16 protein-coding genes are annotated in these 17,612 nt (G+C 70.3%); 11 read left to right on the top strand and 5 right to left on the bottom strand.

Annotated elements, in window-relative coordinates:
* The first annotated feature begins 26 nt into the window (after nt 1-26).
* Entirely contained in the window at nt 27-857 is an 831-nt protein-coding gene (locus ACFY12_RS17365) for a helix-turn-helix transcriptional regulator (protein WP_390716625.1), read from the top strand.
* Entirely contained in the window at nt 854-1,045 is a 192-nt protein-coding gene (locus tag ACFY12_RS17360; protein WP_390716624.1) for a DUF397 domain-containing protein, read from the top strand. The genes ACFY12_RS17365 and ACFY12_RS17360 overlap by 4 nt, the downstream gene beginning before the upstream one ends.
* A gap of 71 nt (nt 1,046-1,116) precedes the next feature.
* Here the strand turns inward: ACFY12_RS17360 and ACFY12_RS17355 are convergent, their stop codons facing one another.
* Nucleotides 1,117-1,266: a hypothetical protein gene (locus tag ACFY12_RS17355; RefSeq protein WP_390716623.1), complete on the bottom strand. Its 150-nt coding sequence runs from the start codon at nt 1,264-1,266 to the stop codon at nt 1,117-1,119.
* Between the two features lie 47 nt (nt 1,267-1,313).
* Nucleotides 1,314-2,117 carry an exodeoxyribonuclease III gene (locus tag ACFY12_RS17350; protein ID WP_390716622.1) on the bottom strand — a complete coding sequence of 268 codons (804 nt, stop codon included), beginning with the start codon at nt 2,115-2,117 and terminating at the stop codon, nt 1,314-1,316.
* Nucleotides 2,118-2,255: 138 nt separating this feature from the next.
* On the opposite strand from ACFY12_RS17350, the gene ACFY12_RS17345 reads away from it, so the two are divergent.
* The 8 genes from ACFY12_RS17345 (at nt 2,256) to ACFY12_RS17310 (ending at nt 10,808) form a co-directional block, all read left to right on the top strand.
* Nucleotides 2,256-2,756, top strand: a complete 501-nt coding sequence (locus ACFY12_RS17345; protein WP_390716816.1) for a GNAT family N-acetyltransferase — start codon at nt 2,256-2,258, stop codon at nt 2,754-2,756.
* Nucleotides 2,757-2,892: 136 nt separating this feature from the next.
* Entirely contained in the window at nt 2,893-3,870 is a 978-nt protein-coding gene (locus ACFY12_RS17340) for an ABC transporter ATP-binding protein (RefSeq protein ID WP_390716815.1), read from the top strand.
* The gene (locus ACFY12_RS17335) at nt 3,867-4,892 is read left to right on the top strand and encodes an ABC transporter permease subunit (RefSeq protein WP_390716621.1); all 1,026 of its coding nucleotides are present in this window, start codon (nt 3,867-3,869) and stop codon (nt 4,890-4,892) included. Before ACFY12_RS17340 ends, ACFY12_RS17335 begins: the two co-directional genes overlap by 4 nt.
* Before the next feature lie 154 nt (nt 4,893-5,046).
* Nucleotides 5,047-5,442 carry a GntR family transcriptional regulator gene (locus tag ACFY12_RS17330; protein WP_390716620.1) on the top strand — a complete coding sequence of 132 codons (396 nt, stop codon included), beginning with the start codon at nt 5,047-5,049 and terminating at the stop codon, nt 5,440-5,442.
* A gap of 172 nt (nt 5,443-5,614) precedes the next feature.
* Nucleotides 5,615-6,394, top strand: coding sequence for a MerR family transcriptional regulator (locus tag ACFY12_RS17325; protein WP_390716619.1), 780 nt, complete (start codon nt 5,615-5,617; stop codon nt 6,392-6,394).
* Nucleotides 6,395-6,474: 80 nt separating this feature from the next.
* The gene (locus tag ACFY12_RS17320; RefSeq protein ID WP_390716618.1) at nt 6,475-7,827 is read left to right on the top strand and encodes a glycosyltransferase; all 1,353 of its coding nucleotides are present in this window, start codon (nt 6,475-6,477) and stop codon (nt 7,825-7,827) included.
* 197 nt (nt 7,828-8,024) lie between these two features.
* On the top strand, nt 8,025-8,660 hold the full coding sequence (locus ACFY12_RS17315) for a M23 family metallopeptidase (protein WP_390716617.1): 636 nt from the start codon (nt 8,025-8,027) through the stop codon (nt 8,658-8,660).
* 588 nt (nt 8,661-9,248) lie between these two features.
* Entirely contained in the window at nt 9,249-10,808 is a 1,560-nt protein-coding gene (locus ACFY12_RS17310) for a hypothetical protein (RefSeq protein WP_390716616.1), read from the top strand.
* 19 nt (nt 10,809-10,827) lie between these two features.
* Here the strand turns inward: ACFY12_RS17310 and ACFY12_RS17305 are convergent, their stop codons facing one another.
* Entirely contained in the window at nt 10,828-13,158 is a 2,331-nt protein-coding gene (locus ACFY12_RS17305) for an NB-ARC domain-containing protein (RefSeq protein ID WP_390716615.1), read from the bottom strand.
* A 320-nt stretch (nt 13,159-13,478) separates the two neighbouring features.
* Between ACFY12_RS17305 and ACFY12_RS17300 the strand changes: the two genes are divergently transcribed.
* Nucleotides 13,479-13,991: a hypothetical protein gene (locus ACFY12_RS17300; RefSeq protein WP_390716614.1), complete on the top strand. Its 513-nt coding sequence runs from the start codon at nt 13,479-13,481 to the stop codon at nt 13,989-13,991.
* A 158-nt stretch (nt 13,992-14,149) separates the two neighbouring features.
* Here the strand turns inward: ACFY12_RS17300 and ACFY12_RS17295 are convergent, their stop codons facing one another.
* Together ACFY12_RS17295 and ACFY12_RS17290 are read right to left on the bottom strand one after the other, a co-directional pair.
* The gene (locus tag ACFY12_RS17295; protein ID WP_390716613.1) at nt 14,150-15,811 is read right to left on the bottom strand and encodes a flavin monoamine oxidase family protein; all 1,662 of its coding nucleotides are present in this window, start codon (nt 15,809-15,811) and stop codon (nt 14,150-14,152) included.
* A 91-nt stretch (nt 15,812-15,902) separates the two neighbouring features.
* Nucleotides 15,903-17,378 carry an APC family permease gene (locus ACFY12_RS17290; RefSeq protein ID WP_390716612.1) on the bottom strand — a complete coding sequence of 492 codons (1,476 nt, stop codon included), beginning with the start codon at nt 17,376-17,378 and terminating at the stop codon, nt 15,903-15,905.
* Nucleotides 17,379-17,612 lie beyond the last annotated feature (234 nt).

Raw genomic sequence — 17,612 nt, 5'->3', positions numbered from 1 at the left:
ACCTGATTGCTGAGTTGAGGTTGACCATGGTGAACCGCAAGGAGTTGGACCCCGAAGCGTCACCCGGTGCCCGCTTCGGGGAGCGTTTGCGCAGGTTACGGGACGAACGCGGCTGGACGCAGGATGAGTTGGGTGAGCGTATCGGATGCACCGGTGCGCATGTTTCTGCCGTCGAAACTGCGCGGAGGCCACCAACCCAACGGTTTGCGATAGGCGCTGACAAGGCACTGGGGACGGCTGACTTGTTCGAGCGTGAGTGGCGCGAGATCAAGAACGGCAGCCTGTTGGAGGGGTTCCCGGAGTACGTCAGGCACGAGAGTCAGGCCGCAGAGATCCGACTCTTTGAAATGGGCGTAATCCCAGGCCCGCTTCAGATACGGGAGTATGCGGAAGCTCTAGAGGCCGTCAACGTACAGAGAGGGGATCTCACTGCTGAGCAGGCAGCCGAGCGGGTGGACTTTTTGATAGAGCGGCAAACAGCTCTTGTCCGCCCTCAGGCCCCTTTGGTGATTGTGGTACTGGATGAGAGCTGCATCCGTAGGCCAGTCGGAGGGCCCGCGGTCATGGAGCGCCAGTTGGCCCGCCTGATCGCGTTCGCCGAGCAGCCGAATACGTCGTTGCAGGTGGCCCCGTTCACCATGGGGGAGCGACAGCCGTTCCGCCGGCTGGTGCACCTGCTTACACTGGCGGACCGGTCTGTGGTTTCCTACGTTGAGTCGCAGACTCAAGGCCACCTAGACCGCGAACTCGCCTCCGTGGTGCCGCTGGTGAGGGCATACCATCAGCTACAGACTGAAGCGCTCTCCCAAGCGGATTCCGTTGCCATGATCGAGCAGGCACGAAAGGCAATCCCGTGACGACCGAACCCCTCAACTGGATCAAGTCCTCCTACAGCGGTGGCAACGGTGGTTCCTGCGTTGAGGTCGCCACCAATGTCCCTGGCGTCGTCCCCGTCCGAGACAGCAAGGACCCGCACGGCCCGCGCCTCATGCTGACCCGCGAGGCGTACACCGGTCTTGTCCAGTTCGCCAAGACCCACGGCTGATCTATCCCGGCACGCGTCTACGAAGACCAGAACGGCCCCCTTCACCACCGTGGTGAAGGGGGCCGGTTGTATCAGGCGGCCAGGTAGGCAGCCACCCTGAGTACGTCGTCCGGGTTCGCGGCTGGGCCAGCCAGCTTCCGGGCCTCCAGGAACAGTGCCTCCTTGTCCGGCCGGCCGACCCCGGCAGGCGGCGGTTCGGCAGAGCGGAACAGATCCGCCACGGCCGCCCGGTGGCACGCGGGCGCCCTGGGCTACCGCCCCGCCCTGGCTACAGGTCGTACGCCACCGTCACCGGCGCGTGATCGCTCCACCGCTGGTCATAGCTGGCCGCCCGCTCCACGTACGCCTTCACCGCGCGCTGCGCCAGGCCCGGCGTGGCCATCTGGTAGTCGATGCGCCAGCCCGCGTCGTTGTCGAAGGCGCGGCCGCGGTACGACCACCAGGAGTAGGGGCCCTCGGTGTCGGGGTGGAGGGTGCGGACGACGTCGACGTAGCCACCGTGGGTTTCGCTGAGGACCTCGGTGAGCCAGGCGCGTTCCTCGGGGAGGAAGCCGGACTTCTTCTGGTTGGCCTTCCAGTTCTTGAGGTCGGCCTCCTGGTGGGCGATGTTCCAGTCGCCACAGACCAGGACCTGGCGGCCGTCCGCCGCAGCGCGCTCGCGGAGGCCGACGAGGTACGGGAGGAACTCCGCCATGAAGCGTTCCTTCTCGTCCTGGCGCTCGGTGCCCACCTCGCCGGAGGGAAGGTAGAGGCTGGCCACGGTCACGCCGGGCAGGTCCGCTTCGACGTAGCGGCCGCTGGTGTCGAATTCCGACGAGCCGAAGCCGATCTGGACGCGGTCCGGCTCACGGCGGGTGTAGAGGGAGACGCCGGCCCGGCCCTTGGCCGCTGCCGGGGCGTGCACGGTGTACCAGCCCGCGGGCTCCCGCACCTCCTCCGGAAGCTGGGCGCTCTCGGCCCGTACCTCCTGGAGGCACAGCACATCGGCCGCGGTCTCCGCCAGCCACGGGACGAAGCCCTTCTTGGCCGCGGCGCGCAGCCCGTTCACATTCACGCTGGTCACAGTGAGCATCCGGGCACGATACCCATGGCGGGCAGGTGATCGCCTTCTCGTCCGTTCCGGCCAACGCTCGCACCCCCGTGCGATTCCCGTACCCTTCGCGGAATGGAGAGCGGAGTGGAGAGCGGAATGGAGACTCGGCCCGGCAAGATCACGATACGGCCGGTCCGGTACGACCACCCCGACGCGGTCCGGCTCGACGGCCTCGTCCAGCAGGAGTACGCCCGCCGCTACGGCGGCGACGGCGATATGACGCCGCTGGATCCGGAGATGTTCGCGCCACCGAACGGTACGTATCTGATCGCGTACGAGGACGGGCGGGCGCTGGCCACCGGGGGCTGGCGGGCCCAGGAGGACACCGCCGAGGGGTACGCGGCCGGGGACGCCGAGATAAAGCGGATGTTCGTGCTGCCGGAGGCCCGGGGGCGGGGGCTGGCGCGGCGGATCCTGGCCGCACTGGAGGCGGATGCACGGGCCGCGGGCCGCTCCCGGATGGTGCTGGAGACGGGCAGCAAGCAGCCCGAGGCGCTGGAGCTCTATGCGTCCAGTGGCTATGCACTGGTGGAGAAGTCGGAGAAGTTCGGTCTCTACCGGGGGTACGAGACCAGTCGGTGCCTGGTGAAGTCGCTGATCGGGCCTACTGACGGCTGAGCGCGCAGGGGCTGAGCCTGCCGGGGCTCAGTCCACGATCCCTTGTTTTTTGACAGGCCCCCTGGCCGCTCCCCATACTCATTCCACTAATGAACTAGCTAAATATGTCATCGATAAGCACAGCATCTAAGGGGGGATCCGGGTGAGCGACGACCCGAGCACGAGCCCGTGGGCCATCGAGGCCGAAGGGCTGGGGAAGCGGTACCGACGCGGCTGGGCGCTGCGGGACTGCTCCTTCCGACTCCCCGCCGGCCATATCTGCGCACTCGTCGGCCCGAACGGCGCGGGCAAGAGCACGTTCCTCGGCACCGCGACGCGGCTGGTGCAGCCGACCACCGGGACGCTGAAGCTGTTCGGCGTCCCGGTCAGCGACCCGGCCGTCCTGGAGCGGGTCGCCTTCCTCGCCCAGGACAAGCCGCTCTACCCGCGCTTCACCGTCGCCGACACCCTGAGGCTGGGCCGCGAGCTGAACCCGCGCTGGGACCAGGCGCTGGCCGAGCGGATCGTGCGGTCCGGAAACGTGCCGCTCGCCGCCCGGGTGGGCACCCTGTCCGGCGGCCAGCGCACCCGTGTCGCGTTCGCCCTCGCCTTCGGCAAGCGCCCCGATCTGCTGCTGCTCGACGAGCCGATGTCCGATCTCGACCCGCTCGCCCGGCACGAGCTGTCCGGGCTGCTGATGGCCGAGGCGGCCGAGCACGGCACGACCGTCCTGATGTCGTCCCACGTGCTCTCCGAGCTGGAGGAGATGTGTGACTACCTCGCCGTACTGGCCGAGGGGCGGCTGCGGATGGCAGGCCGGACCGAGGATCTGGTGCCCGCGCACACGCTGGTGACCGGGCTGGCCGACGGCAACGGCAACGGCGTGCCCGAAGAGCTGCGGCAGCAGCACACCCTTATCGAATCCCGGGTCACCGGGCGGCAGTTCAGCGCCCTGATCCGTCCCGGCGGACCGCTCCCCGACAGCTGGGAAGCTCTGGTACCGAGCATGGAGGAAGTCCTGTTGGCCTATCTGCGGACACCCGGAGCGCCCGGCCTGATAGCGAACGACGCCCATATTCCGGATGCGGCCCATGACGGTGCGCGTACCGGCGGCGCCGGGGAGGTGACGGCATGACGACCGGCGCGACGACCGGCATCGCGACCACGGCCGATGCCACGGCCACCGCCACCCCGTCCCGTGCGCTGCTGCGCGGCCTGCCCTGGCTGGTCTGGCGCCGGCACCGCACGTTCCTGCGGCTCCTCCTGCTGGCCACCGTCGCGGGCTGCGCGATCTTCGCGTACCAGCGCATCGGCCTGATGGACTTCCTGCACACCAAGGGCTCCTCGGCCGGCACCCAGGCCGCCTCGCACCCGGCGGACGAGCAGCTGCTCAACGACTTCCGCAACCACTTCGGGGAGCTGTTCCGCCAGAGCGCCTCATTGCTGGGGTTCCTGCCCCTCATCGCGGGCGTCTTCCTCGGCGCACCGCTGGTCGCGAGCGAGCAGGAGCACGGCACGATCAGGCTGGTCTGCACCCAGTCGGTGAGCCGGAGCCGCTGGCTCGCGGCCACGCTGGGCCTGCCACTGGCGGCCATCGCGGTGTGCACCGCCCTGCTGTCGGCGGCCTTCACCTGGCTCTGGACACCGGCCCACAACCTGGCGATGAACGGCAACTGGCTGGAGGGCGGCGCCTTCGACAGCACCGGCCCCGTCCCGGTCGCCAAGGCTCTCTTCCTCACCACGTGCGGGATCGCCATCGGCATGCTGATCAAGCGGGTGGTGCCGGCGATGGCAGCCACCGCCCTTCTCGGCTTCGTCTTCACCGTGATCTGGGCCGAGAAGGTGCGCAACCACCTCGGCACGCTGCGCAGCCTCAGCTATCCGTACGACGCCAGCGGCCCCGACCTGCCGCTGAGTTCCGTACGGATGGACGAGTGGGTATCCACCGCGGGTGGCAAGCTCTACGGAATCGGCACGTGCAGCAACGGGGACACCGAGGCCTGCCGGGCCAAGCTCGGCATCGTCAACCACACGACCCAGTACTTCGGCTACGGGCAGATGCCCGGAATGCAGTGGCTCGGCGCGGGCATTCTGCTGGCACTGACCGCCGTGGTGCTGGCGTTCGTGGTGTGGCGGGCCCAGAGGCGGCCGATCTGAACGGCGAGCCGCGGCAGCCTCCGGGCGACGCTTTGACACCCGGCACGGGCGGCCCGATCATCAATCGGTCGAGCCGCCCGTCCCGGCCGGAAACGGACAGAGCGGTGAGAGCTGTTATGGCGGGCAGAGCCGTAACGGCGGAATCAGCAGAGAGGTGGTGAGCGTCGTCGAATTCCGGATCGACCGTCGTAGCGGCGTCGCCACCTACCTCCAGATAGTCCAACAGGTCAAACAGGCGCTGCGGTTGGGCACCCTGGTGGAGGGCGACCGTCTGCCGACCGCCGCGCAGGTCGCCGCCACCACCAAGGTCAACCCCAATACGACCCTGAAGGCCTACCGCGAACTGGAGCGCGAGGGCCTGGTCGAACCACGCCCCGGCCTCGGCACGTTCGTCAGCCGCACCCTCGCCCGCCCCGAGTCCGCCGCGGACACTCTGCTCCGCGCGGAACTCCGCTCCTGGATGGAGCGCGCCCGGGCGGAGGGGCTGGACCGCGAGGACGTACGGGCGCTGGTGGACTCGGTGCTGGAGGAGCGGTACGGGGAGGGGTGACGTGGGGTTCGCTTCCTCACACCGCTCCCCGGTCCTCTCCCTGAGGTCCTTTCCCTCGCGCCACTCTGCGGCCCGCTTGACCCTCACCTAACGTCAGGCCGCACCCTGATCGCCGTACACGACGCCTCGTACACAACTCGTCGTACACGACGGCAGAACGAAAGGTGCTGCGATGAGCTACTCGGTCGGGCAGGTCTCCGGCTTCGCGGGGATCACGGTGCGCACCCTGCACCATTACGACAAGGCCGGCCTGCTCAGCCCCAGCGACCGCAGCCCGGCCGGCTACCGCCTCTACAGCGACGCCGACCTGGCCCGGCTCCAGCAGATCCTCTTCTACCGGGAACTCGGCTTCCCCCTCGACGAGATCGCCACGATCCTGGAGGACCCGCAGGCCAACGCCCTCGACCACCTCCGTGCCCGGCACCGCCTGCTCACCGACCAGATCACCAAGCTGCAGCGGCTGGTGGAGGTCGCCGAGCAGGCGATGGAGGTCCAGCAGACGGGGGTGGAGCTGACGCCCGAGGAGCGGTTCGAGGTCTTCGGCGAGGTCGCCTTCGACCTCACCTACGCCACCGAGGCCCACCTGAAGTGGCAGCACAGCGAGGGCCATCAGCGTTCGATGGCACGGGCCGCCGCACACTCCAAGGAGGACTGGGCGAAGCTCATGGCCGAGGCGGCCGACTGGCGGCGGCGACTGCTCACCGCCTTCGACACCGAGGCGCCGGCGGACGGGGAGCACGCCATGGACCTCGCCGAGGAGCACCGGCAGCACATCAGTCGCTGGTTCACCCCGTGCCCCACCGATATGCACGGCCGGATAGCCGACGACTTCGCCGCCGATCCGCGCGCCTTCGCCCTCGTCGTCCCACCCACCGAACAGCGCCCCGGCCTCGCCCCGTATCTGCGCACGGCTGTGCATGCCAACGCCGTGCGGCAGAGCGACCAGGACTGACGAGGAACTGACGGCCGGCGAGGGCCCGACGAGGGACTCACGAAGGCCCGACAAGGGACTCACGAGAGATTGACGAACCCATGGCAAAGATTCTGATCACCGCCGCCGGCTCGTACGGCGACGTCGCCCCGTACACCGGCGTCGGCGCCCGCCTCCGCGAGGCAGGCCACGAGGTCGCGCTGGCCACCCATGACACCTATGCGCCGCTCGTACGCGCCGCAGGCCTGGAATTCCGCCGGCTGCCGGCCGACCCCCGAACCCACCGCACCACCGGCCGCCCCAGCCACACCGACCCCGACTCGCCCGGGCACGGCACCCCGACCGGCAAACGCGACCTGATGCGCCGGGCCGCCGCCTTCATCAAGGAACTGGGCGCCGGAATCGCCGACGCCGCCGCCCCGCAGGGCACCGGAACCGGCCCCGAACTTCTCCTGCTCTCCGCCACCACGGCCCCGCTCGGCCGACACCTGGCCGAGGCGATGGACATCCCCGCTCTGGAGCTGCCCCTCGTACCCAACGCCCCCACCGGCGACTTCGCCCCCATCGTCAGCGGCGGCCGCTCCCTCGGCCGCTGGGGGAACCGCGCCGCCGGCCGCCTCTCCCTCCGTATCGTCGACCGTCTGTACAAGGACGCGGCCCGCGACCTGCGTACCCGCCTCGGCCTGCCGCCCGCCACGCCCCGTACGGTCCGCCGTCGCGCCGCAGCGGAGGGCCGACCGGTGCTGCACGGCTTCAGCGAAGTCCTGGTGCCCCGACCCGGGGACTGGCCCAGCCCCCTGGCCGTCGTCGGAAACTGGTGGCCCTGGCATGCCCCCGACGCTGAACTCCCCGCCATCGTACGGGACTTCCTCACCTCCGGGCCGCCCCCGGTGTTCATAGGCTTCGGCAGCATGGCGGCGAACGGCGACGGTGAGCGTCTGAGCGAGCTGGCCGTACAGGCTCTGCGCCGCGCCAAGGTCCGCGGCATTCTCCAGTCCGGCTGGGCCGGGCTCACCGCAAGTCCACCCGGCGGCACCCCTGCCACCAGCCCGACGGACGACGTGCTCACCATCGGCGAGGTCCCGCACGCCCTGCTCTTCCCGCACATGTCCGCCGTGGTGCACCACTGCGGCGCCGGCACCGCCGCGGCGGGTCTGCGCGCGGGCGTCCCGACGGTCCCCGTGCCGGTCGCCGCCGACCAGCCCTTCTGGGCCGCCAGACTGGCCTCCCTGGGTGTCGCCACCGCCCCGATCCCCTTCAAAGAGCTGACCGAGGAGCTGCCCCCGGACCGCGCGGTCGCCCGCCTGGCCCACGCCCTCGCCCAGGTCACCGGCGCCCCCGCCCGCCGCGACCACGCCGCCGCTGCCGCCCGCCGCCGCGCCGCCGAGGACGGCGCCGGTGCGGTCGTCCAAGCAGTCGACCGAACAGTTGACGCGGGAAACAGCCGGCAGTAGACGGTCGGCGCAGTAAACCATCGGAGCAGCAGTAAACCATCGGCGCAGTCGTGCCCCTGACGCCCCGACAGCTACCGGGTACACCGAACGTCCACCGCCACTGATCGGCACCCCGCAATATGACCAACCACCTGATCGGCGGCCCACCACCCCTCCCCGGGATGCGATCGCGCGCCACAAGGCGTGGGCTCGCAACTATGACCACGTTCCGTAAGAGCACCCCGAGCCGCCCGCGCACCCTGCTGCGCAGCCGGCTGCTGCGCGTCACCACACCGGTGGCCCTCGGCTCGGTCCTCATCCTGACGGTGCCTCAGGCGATCCGCGCCGCGCCCGCCGCCGAGCCCGCGCACCCGCATGCTCACGCGCACGCGCCCGCCGCCGAGCCCTGGCCCCCCGACGATGTCTGGACCCGCCCGCTGAAGGCCTGGACCCACTACCACATCAGCGTGCCCTACGGCATCCCCGGCGACTGGCAGGCCGGCCGCCACACCGGTGTCGACTTCGCCGTCCGCCCCGGGGTCCGGGTCAGGTCCGTCGGTTCCGGCACCGTCGTCCACACCAATCGGTCGGGCGACTACGGGAAGGCCGTCACCGTCCGGATGAACGACGGCCACTACACCCTCTTCGCCCACCTCTCCCGTATCACCGTCCACCCCGGCCAGCGGGTCCACGCCCGGACCCGCCTCGGCTACAGCGGCTCCACCGGACGCTCCACCGGACCCCACCTCCACTTCGAGGTCCGCGCCACACGCCAGTACGGCTCGGACATCGACCCCCTCACCTACCTGGCCGACCACGGGGTGCACCTACCGGACAACCTCCTCGACGACTGAGCCCGGCACCGTCAGGGGGCCTTTGCCGTCACAGGCCCCTCTGCCGTCAGGGGACCCTCTGCCGTCAGGGGTGCCCTTCCCCGCGACCCTTCCGATCTGCCACCCGAAGTCTTCCAGCCCCTCCGCCCCTTCAAGCAGGGACCCGGCTGCCACGGCCACCACCCCGGTAGCATCACGCGCAACGAGTGGCACAGGTCCCTCACGGCGAGGAGACGCGGGAGAGAGGCGGAGTGACCGGAGTGACGGACATGGCGCGGCTCAGAGTTCCGGTTGGCGCGGATGCGGAGCGCTGGGTCACCCGCGCCGGCTACCGACGCGTCCTGCTCGTCGTACACAACGTCACCTCCGCGACCCGGCTGCTGGACGTGGCGCCGCTGTTCGACTCCGATCTCCGTGTGCAGCTGTTCGTCACCTGCACCGGCTCCTCACCGTTCCTGGCCGGCGTGCCCGAGCTCCTCGCTGCCACCGGGCTGCCGGTGCTCCCGTGGGAACAGGCGAAGGAGACACCGGTGGACCTGGCGATATCCGCCAGTTACGGCGGCGAACTCCACCTCTTGCAAGGCAAGTTGGCCGTCCTCTCGCACGGCGTTGGCTACAATAAAAGGCTCGCAACACCGGACACCGGACACCGGACACCGGACACCGGACACCGGACACCGGACACCAAGACAGCCAGACCGCGAGACCCGGACAGCCGGACGGCCGGACACCGGACCGGTCTTCGGGCTCTCGCCGGAGTGGCTCCTGCACGACGGGCGCCCGCTCGCGACCGCCACGGTCCTGTCCCACCCCGAACAGCTCGAACGGCTCGCGGCCGCCTGCCCCGAAGCCGCGCCGACCGCCGTGCTGGCCGGAGACCCCTGCTACGACCGGATACTCGACGCCCTCCCCTACCGTGAGCGTTTCCGCCGCGCCCTGGGCGTCACTCCGGAACAGCGCCTGATCGTCCTCAGCTCCACCTGGTCGCCCCGCTCCCTGTTCGGCGACGGGAACGGAACGACGGACTCGGAGGGGACGGCCAACGCGCAGGGGAATGGGGAGGGAAATGAGGACGACCTGCTCCCCTGGCTCCTCCCCCGCCTCACCGGTGAGCTGCCCGCCGACGAGTACCGCACGGTGGCGGTGCTCCACCCCAACATCTGGTACGGGCACGGCCCCGGCCAGGTCCGCGCCTGGCTGGACCGGGCCCGACGAGCCGGCCTGACGCTGATCCCACCGCTGGAGAGCTGGCGCCAGGCGCTCATCGCGGCAGACTGCGTCCTCGGCGACCACAGCAGCGTCACCTACTACGCCGCGTCGCTCGGCGTGCCCGTCCTCCTCGGTGCCTTTCCCCAGCACGCCCTCGACCCCGATTCGCCCGTCGCCGGCCTCGGCCGCACGGCTCCCCACCTCCGCCGGCGCGGCAGTCTGCGCGGCCAGATCGACCAGGCCATCAACAGCCACGCCCCGGACCGCTATGCGTACCTGGCGGCCCAGACCAGTTCGTCACCCGGCGAATCGGCCGGTCAGCTGCGGCGCCTGTTCTACGGCCTCATCGGCGTCCCGGAGCCCGAGGACCGGCCGGCGCTGCTGGAGCCGCTGCCGCTGCCGTCGTACGCGCCCGCCGAACGCACCGCGCCCGTACAGGTGCTGGCACGGCTGCTCGGCGGCGACCCGCCGGAGATCGCGGTCACCCGCTACGCCGACGCCGAGTTCCCTCCTGAGGAAGGGTCCGCCGATTCCCAGCACATAGCGGTGCACGAGGACACCAGGGAGCCCGGCCGGCGGAGCATCGCCGATGTGATCCTGCGGTACGCCGTCGCGGAGGACCCCCGAGTCGGGCCGCCCGCTGTCTGGACCTCGGAGGTCCTGAGCCGTCACCCGTACTGCCGGCTCGCCGCGTACATCGACGGCCCGGACCGCTGCACCGTACGCACCCGCGGCGGTGAGCTGGTCCGGCTGACCGCGGCTCCGGCCCACGGCGGCAGCAGTGACACCGGCCGGACCGATCTCTGCGATCCGGCGGCCTACGCGTCCGCCCTGCACGCCTGGCTCAGCAGCGGCAAGTCACTCGCCGAGGCCTCACCCGGCATCACCGTGGTGACCGGTACCGCCCGCCACCCCCTCACCGTCGAGCCGTTGACCGAAGCCCCCGTTCAGCTCCCCTAGGTCGTGTCGGAAGTCCCGCCTACTCCGACTCCCCGAGACGGTCCCGCACCCGGGCCAGCGAAACGTGGTCCCCGGCCTTCTCGTACAGCTCGGCCGCGGTCCGAAGGGCCGCCGTCGCACCGCCGGAGTCCCCCAGTCCCTCGGCGCACCGCGCCCGCAGCTCCGCGGCGTCGGCGTGCTGGAGTTCGGCGCCCACGCTGCCCATCGTGGCGATGGCCTGGTCGAGACAGACCTGGGCCAGCTCGTACTCCCCGTCGTCCAGGTGCGTCTCGCCCAGGCTCATATACACCCGGCCCTCGTTGTAGAGGTCGCCGCCGTCCAGGGCCCGGAATCGGGCGAGTGCGCCGTGGAGCCGCCGGACGGCATCCGCGTAACGCCCCTGCCCGCGCTGGGCCCGACCGATGTGGTGTTCCAGAAGCGCCAGTGCACGCGGTACGTCCCCCGCGCCTTCCTCTCCCGGACCGATACGACCCAGAACCCGCCGCGCTTCCTCGAAACACGGCTCGGCCCCGTCCCAGTCCCACATCTTCAACCGCAGCAGCCCGAGGGCTTCCACGGCACTGGCCTGGCCGCGGTGATGCCGGGCCCGTTCCTCGGCCGCCCCGGCCTGTTCCAGGGCCTCGCGTGCGGCGTCGGCCCGGCGCGCCCCCATGTAGGCGAAGGCGAGCTGGACCAGCATCCGTCCCTCCGCCCGCGGGTCGCCGAACTCCGCGGCGTGCCGCCGCGCGGCCTCGACCCCCAGCAGGTGCGTTTCGATCCACTGTTCGTGGAAGCCCAGGCGCAGATGCAGCCCCCACATCGCCTCGCACAGCTGCCAGACCAGCGCGTCGAAGCCGTAGTGATCGGCAGCGCGCACGGCCGCGGCGAGGTTCTCACGCTCCCGCCGCAACTCCGCCAGCGCGGCCCGGCCGTCCTCGGGCCCGCTCCCCGTCGACCCGCCCACCGTCGGCCCGCTATCCCTCGGCCCGTTCAGCTCACGGTACGCGGGTCCGAGCCGCCAACGCTGCGGCATGACGCGGAAGTCGGCCTCCGCCGCCTGTCTCAGCAGCCGACCGACGATACGCCGGACCGCGTCCGCCTGGTCCCTGTGCCGGTCCTCGGCCGTGGCCAGCTGCCGGGCGTGTTCGCGTACGAGGTCGTGGAAGCGGTAACGCTCCTCGTCGATCTCTTCGAGCAGATGCACCCGCGCCAGTTCCTCCAGCAGCACGCGCGCCTCGTCCTCCCCGACGCCGACGGCCCTGGCCGCCATCCCGACGGTGAGGCTCGGCCACGCCCAGACCGACGCCAGCCGGTAGAGCCTGGCAGTCGGAGGCCTCAGCCCCTGATAGCTGACGTCATAGACCCGGCGCACCACATCCCTCGGCGCCCGCTCCTCCGGCTCACGCACCCAACCGGCCTCCCTCTGACGTCTGTCGACATCATGCCTGTCGGCCGCGGACCCGGATTCGGACTCGAACGCGGACTCCGACTCGGTCAGCTGCCTTGCCATCAACTCCCATGTCAGGTGCTCCCGTTCGGCGAGCTGGCTCCCGGTGGCGCAGAGTGCAAGCGGGAGCCCGGCACAGTGCTCGGCAACGGCGAGGGCGCCGGCCTCCCGCCCGGCCACCCGGGCGTCCCCCACAATCCGGGTGAGCAGCCGCACCGAGTCCGCCGGGGAGAGCGGCGGGAGCGTACGGGCCAGCGCCCCTCGCTCGGCCGCCAGCCGCCCCAGCCGCAGCCGGCTGGTGACGATGACCAGACAGCCCGACGAGGCCGGCAACAGCGGCTCGACCTGTGACTCGGAACTCGCGTTGTCCAGCACGACGAGCATCCGCCGGTCCGCCAGGCAGTCGCGGTACAGCCCGCTCTGGCGCTCCTCATCGGCCGGCATCCGCTCCGGCGCGACCCCGAGCCGCTCCAGGAACCGGACCAGCACATCGGTCGGCCGCGCCGCATTCGCCCCGGATGCGCCCGCCAGGTTCGCATAGAGCTGGCCGTCCGGGTAGCGCACCTTGAGCTGATGCGCGCAGTGCGTGGCGGTAGCGCTCTTGCCGATGCCACCGGGTCCGCTGAGAAAGACCACGGCCGGCGCACCCTCGGTCCGGCACTCCTCGTCCACGAACCGAGTGATCTCGTCCAGCACGGGTTCGCGGTCGGTGAAGGTCCTGCTCGTCGGCAGCAGCATCTGCGGCCGGGAAGCGCCGTGCGCCACGGCGGGAACGGCGCGCGGTGCCAGCCACTGGGCTTCTCTCGCCCATGCCAGTACCTCACGAGCGAACTCGGGCGACCTGGCGGCCACCTCCCAGAGCTGGGCAACCGCCGCCCGCCGCTCCCCTTCACTGACCGGCAACGCGATCCGCCCGATCTCCATCCCGCGCCCGCTCCCCTCCCCCTCCGGACCCGCCGCTTCTCCCGCTCCCTCTTCGCCCTCCCCCTCCCGCATACGCTCCTGCCGCGCCCGCCGCAGAAACCCGAACAGGGCCTCCGAACTCCGCCGCGCCACCTCCCCGCCGGCCCCCGAAAGAGCCCCCGAACTCACCGTGCTGACGGCCGACAACACCACCGACACAAACCCGTCCACTGCCACCCCCAACTCGCCGATCCACCAACGATATCGAGCCCCCAGCCCACACCATGGGCACCAGGAAACACGGGTACCAGGTACCACGGGCAGCCTCTAGGGTCGCCGGTATGAGTACCGCCACAGCTGCCATGGCCACTGCCATCGTCGGAGTGCTCGGCACACTCCTGGCGCCATTGGTCACGACATGGGCGACAAAGCGCCAGCGGACGAACGAGATCCGGGCCGAGGAGAGAAGACGGCTCTTCGAGGAGCGGCGCTCCGCGTACACCGCGATGAACCGTGCCTCCCGGCACTTCCACACGATGCTGAAGGACGCCCTCCATCGCCTGCGGGACGGGGTCTACACCGACGACGACCGAGCCCAGGTCGAGGAGGCACGGCGGGACTACCGCGACCGCTACGCCGAGGCCCAGATGGTCGTTCCCGAGGCAGTGCTCACCGCATCTCGCGAGGTGAACACGGTCCTGGCCGCGGTGGACGCCACCGCCAAGCGCATCGATCGCGGTCTGGCGAGAGACGGGGAGAGCGCGGAACAGGCGCTCCTCGACCTGAAAGCCGCAGAACCCCGGCTGACCGCCATGCGCCGGATCATGCGCGAAGACCTCGGCGTGGCCGACTGACCTTGCCGCACTTCGCTGTACTTCGGCACCGTATGTTGGCTGTACTTCGCTGCCATACGACGCGAATGGCCCCTCCGGGGCGTGGGGCAGGGCAGGGACCCGGCGCCCGACGTCGTCGGCGTCGGGCGCCCGAGCGCGCGGAATGCGGTTGAGGACCGTCAGAGGGCTTTGAGGAGTTCTCCCGCGGCAGCTTCGCCGGTTTCGGCGCCGCCTTCCATGAAGCCGAGGTGGGCGATGCTGCAATGCTCGCCGGCGAGGCGGATGTTGCCCTGGGGAGTGGCCTCGTAGCCGTTGAAGCGGTGGATGTAGCCGACGGGCAGGTAGGTGTAAGCGCCGTGGGAGTACGGGTTACGGTGCCAGGCGGAGAGCTGGGCGCGGCCGTTCCAGGCTTCCTGCGTGCCGGGGTAGTAGGCGTCGATGCCCTTGAGCGTCCGCTGGACGAGTCGGCGTACGTAGGGGTCGGATTCGGTGGAGAACGGGGTTGCCGGGGCGAGGTTCTCGGCCAGGGAGCCCCCTCCGTACTGGAGGAGGATTCCGCTGGGGCCCGGGTGAGTGCGGGTGGTCTCCCAGGTGAGCTGGACGTCATCGCCGGTGAAGGAGTCCCCGGCGGAGATGCCGGGCCAGGGACCGGTACCACGCCAGGGGCGGCTGGTGAACTGCATGTTGAGCTTGGTGCAGGTGCCCATGCGGGCGGCACGCAGCAGATGCGTCATACGGGCGTCGAAGCCGGCCCGGGTGAGGTCGATGCGCTGGAGTACGCCCAGGGGGACGGCCAGGATGGTGTGATCGGCGTGGACGGTACGGGTGGTGGTGCCTTCGGTGAACGTGAGGGTCTGGGTACCGTCGGTGTTGGCACGTACGGCTTGCAATGACCAGCCGAGTTTGACCGTGCCGCTGGGCAGGGAGGCAGCGATGGCTTGCGGAAGCCGGTCGTTTCCGCCGGCGATGTGGAACACCTCGTCCGATGCGCCGAAGATATCGAAGTGGGCGGGGTCGTCCTGTTCGCTGAGCTGCTGGACGAGGGCGAGTGCGGACAGCTCAGTGGTGTCCGTGGCGTACTCGGTGTTGTAGGCGACATCGAGGAACTGGCCGAGAGGTGAGGCGAAGCCGCCGGGCACCCGGGACTCGATCCACTCACGTGCCGTCATGTTGTCCAGCGCGGTACCGGCCTCAGTGGTGTGCTCCCAGGTGACGACTCCGGCGGCCTCGGCGTCGCGGCGCAGTGCGCGGTACACAGGCTGGAAGTCCCGGTCGGCCTGGGTGCGGGGGTAGTAGGTGCCGTTGAACCACAGGACTTCGCGGGCCCCGGAGGGGGCTGCCTGCTCTCGGTCCTCCAGATTCAGGCCGAAGCGTCGTACGAGCCGACGCATCCTGGTGTGGCTGGTGTCGATGAGCTCGCCGCCGATCTCGGACGTCTGGCCGTTCGCCCAGTGTGCGGTCTGGGAGTACATGCGGCCGCCCACACGGTCCGGGTTGGCCTCGTAGACGGTGCAGTCGACGCCGGCATCCTTGAGCGTGAGGGCAGCGACCAGACCTGCGATACCTGCGCCGATGACGGCGATACGTGCGGTGCTGTCAGGCCGGCGGGTGGGGGCGGGCCGACCGGTGGCGTACGCGGGGGTGCCGGCCAGGCCCAAACCGGCCGTGGCGATTCCGGTGGCGGCGGCGCGCTTGAGGAGTTCGCGTCTGCTGCTGCCGCTTCCGGCAGCCGCGTCGGCACGCAGCCCGCGCAGTTCATCGGCCGGTATGCGCATCCGCCGGGCCGCCTTGTGTTCGGCTGCCATTGACTTCAGCAGGTGCATCGCGGGGGTGCGTGCCATGGGGTGTGCGGATCCTTTTCTGATGGGTGGTGCTGAACGCGCTGTCGCGGGCGCGGGAGATGGTTCGGTGAGAGGCGGCGGTGCCATCCGGCTACCGGGGGCCGGTGGAAGCCATGACATCCGTGGCGTCTGGGGTGTCCGGGGTATCCGGGGTATCCGGGGTGTCGTCGGGGATGGTCACCAGCCATCGGGTGTCCTGGCGGGGCCGCAGGTAACAGGCCCAGTAGAGGGCGGCGAGTGCGGTGATGCCGCCGGTCCACAGCAGGTAGTCGCTGCGCTGCTGGGTCAGGACGTAGCTCAGGGCGACGACGAGGACGAGCGGGACCACGGGCCACAGCGGCATGCGCCAGGCCTGAGTCCGGCGGTAGCGGTCACGGCGTGCGAAGAGGGTGGCGACGGCGACAAGGAGGTACATGCCCGTGACCGAGACACCGGTGACGCCGTAGAGGGTGTCGAGGTTGACGAAGCACAGCGCCGCACCGGGCACTCCTACGACCAGGGTGGCGACCCAGGGGGCGCCCAGGTTGCTGAGCCGGGCGAGTGCACCGTTTAGGGGGGTGGGCCAGGCCTGGTCACGAGCGGAGGCGAACAGAACGCGTGAGTTCTGGATGACCATGACGATGCTGGCGTTGATGATGGCCAGCGCGACACACAGGCTGACGAACGTGGCGACGGCGGGTCCGCCCCACACGGCGAGCATGGCCCCGAAGTTGCCTTCGGTGAGCATGGGGAGGCTGGGCGCGCCCAGGGTGATGCCGATGGTGGGAAGCAGGACGATCACCGCGCCGATGGCGAGCGTGGCGAGCACGGTGCGGGCCACGTTACGGCGCGGGTTGTCCATCTCCTCCGAGAGGTAGACGGCGGAGGTGAATCCCTGCATGACGAACAGCGCGATGGCGATTCCGGAGATCATCAGAATCGGGGTGACCGTGTGCGGGCTTCCGTTCCGGTCAAGGACTCCGTGGAGGAGACTGTCGGCGCCGCGTTCGGTGTGCGCGAAGCCGAGGACGGCAACGACTGCCGCCGCGACGACTTCGAGGACGAAGAAGATGCCGGTGATCCAGGCGTTGGCTCGCAGATCGAGCAGGCCTGCCAGGGTGGCGAGCAGCATCACCGCGGCACCGGCCACGGACCGGGGGATGTGCACCACGGGTTCGAGGTAGTCCGCCACCCCCTCGGACATGACCGGGGGCACGATCATGACGACGAGCAATGACATGACGAAGACCAGCCACCCCGTGAGGCGTCCGGTGAGGGTGGAGACCATGGCGTATTCGCCGCCGGCGCTGGGAACGAGTGTGCCCAGCTCCGCGTAGCAGAAGGCCACTCCGACGCAGAGCAGGATGCTGACCAGGAGAGTGGCTGCCGTGGCAGTGCCGATGCTGGAGAAGAGGTCCGGCACGAGCACGAACAGGGATGAGGCAGGGGTCGCACAGGAGAGTGTGAGTAACGTGCCGCCGAGGACGCCGATGGTGCGTTTGAGTTTCTGCGGCCGCTCCCCCCTCGGTGGGCCGTCCTTGGCCTCGGTGAGCCGGCCGGTATCCGGCTTGGTGTGTGTGTCGACCATCGCGTGTGTCCCAAAGTCGTCGTGCGGAAGATGCCACGCGGCTGTTGGAACAGACGGGCCGGCGTTGCCGGGAGCGTCCCGCCGACCCCGGGGGGAGGCCGACGGGACGCTGCTTGGGGGCCGTCTGAACAGCCCGTACGGCCCACGGAGTTGATCTCCGCGGCCTCGGTCCGACGGCGCTGGCCGAGGAGCCTGGCGCACTGACTCCGGTTCTGCCTGCAAGCGGTGGCGTAC

It is taken from the genome of Streptomyces sp. NPDC001339, from assembly GCF_042895955.1.
Classification (GTDB): Bacteria; Actinomycetota; Actinomycetes; order Streptomycetales; family Streptomycetaceae; genus Streptomyces.
The sequence above is the reverse complement of the archived record's forward strand: the minus strand, read 5'-3'. Positions and strand labels throughout refer to the sequence as shown.